We start from the raw sequence: 1,488 nt of genomic DNA, 5'->3' as shown, positions 1-1,488 counted from the left end.
CCATTATTTAACCTCGTTGGGCGTTACAAAAGAAACATTAGTTCCTATTTGTGTAGTTCGCTCTTTGGAGATGATCATTTCGATACTTGCCATTCTGAAGAGTGGTGGTGCTTATATCCCAATAGATCCTGACTACCCTGAATCGCGTATAGGTTTTATCCTTGAAGATTGTGCTGCGCGTTTTGTATTGACCCAGAAATCTTTATTAAAAGACCGGTCTAAGTTAAGCCAGGGGCTTTTAGCGATCTCATTAGACACAGATTCGTCTCTATGGGAAAACCTTCCCAAAACCTCTTTAGGTGTTGAGATTACACCTGATCAACTCATTTATGTAATTTATACTTCAGGAACCACAGGCAATCCTAAGGGTGTAATGAATATACATGGTGGAGTTTTAAACCGTCTTTTATGGATGCAGGAAGAAATCCAGATCACAAGTCAAAGCGTACTTTTACAAAAGACGCCTTATGTTTTTGATGTGTCTGTCTGGGAAATCTTAATGCCTTTTATAACCGGTTGTAAATTAGTTTTAGCCACTCCTGACGGTCATAAGAAACCGGATTACCTGGTGGATGTGATCAATACACATGGTATTGATTTAGTTCACTTTGTGCCTTCCATGTTGTCGGTGTTTTTAGAATTTGCAAAAGCCTATGAATTAAATTCCCTCAAGAATGTTATTTGCAGTGGGGAAGCTCTTCCGCTGGGATTAAAACGTGAGTTCACCAAACATTTTGAATCGATCAATCTTTACAACTACTATGGACCAACTGAAGCCGCAGTCGATGTCACGAGAATTAATCTGAATGTATATCAGGGTGAAGATGTAGTTCCGATAGGAAAACCAGTAGCCAATACAGAAGCCTACATTTTTGATTCTGATTTAAAACTGGTTCCCCTGGGCGTTGCCGGAGAATTATTTCTTGGCGGTGTGCAATTGTCGCGTGGTTACCTGAACCGTCCTGAGTTAACGGCAGAGAAATTCATCTCTCATCCTTTCAAAGAAGGAGATCGTTTATACAGGACAGGTGATTTGGCCAGATGGCTTGCTGATGGTAACATAGAATTCATTGGCCGTAACGATGACCAGGTAAAGATCCGTGGTTACCGTATCGAGCTGGGAGAGATCGAATCAGAATTGGACCGTATGGAAGGCATCCAGCAATCCGTTGTGCTTGCCGTTGGTGATGGTGCTTCAGAGAAACAGCTGGTAGCTTATTATGTCTCTGCGGCTACCCTTGGTATTGATGACCTAAAGAACCATTTAAAGGCAGTGCTGCCTGAATATATGGTGCCTAAAGTTTACATGCACCTTGATAGTCTTCCCTTAACGGTTAATGGTAAGATAGATCGCAAGGCATTGCCAATGCCTGATGCGAGAGCTTATGAGAAGAAAGAATATGTATCTCCACAAACTTCTACAGAGAAGATTCTGGTTGATATCTGGCAGGAATTATTAGGTATTGAACCAATAGGCATACATGATAA

At 41.3% G+C, this 1,488-nt stretch carries 1 protein-coding gene; it reads left to right on the top strand.

Annotation, left to right across the window (positions count from 1 at the left end; all coding sequences use genetic code 11):
• Positions 1 to 16 precede the first annotated feature (16 nt).
• The coding region (locus tag GFU89_RS23195) for an amino acid adenylation domain-containing protein (protein WP_318849375.1) at positions 17 to 1,488 on the top strand (1,472 nt) is incomplete at its 3' end.

It is taken from the genome of Chryseobacterium sp. JV558, from assembly GCF_033712365.1.
GTDB lineage: Bacteria > Bacteroidota > Bacteroidia > Flavobacteriales > Weeksellaceae > Chryseobacterium.
This window is presented reverse-complemented; position numbering and strand designations above follow the sequence as displayed.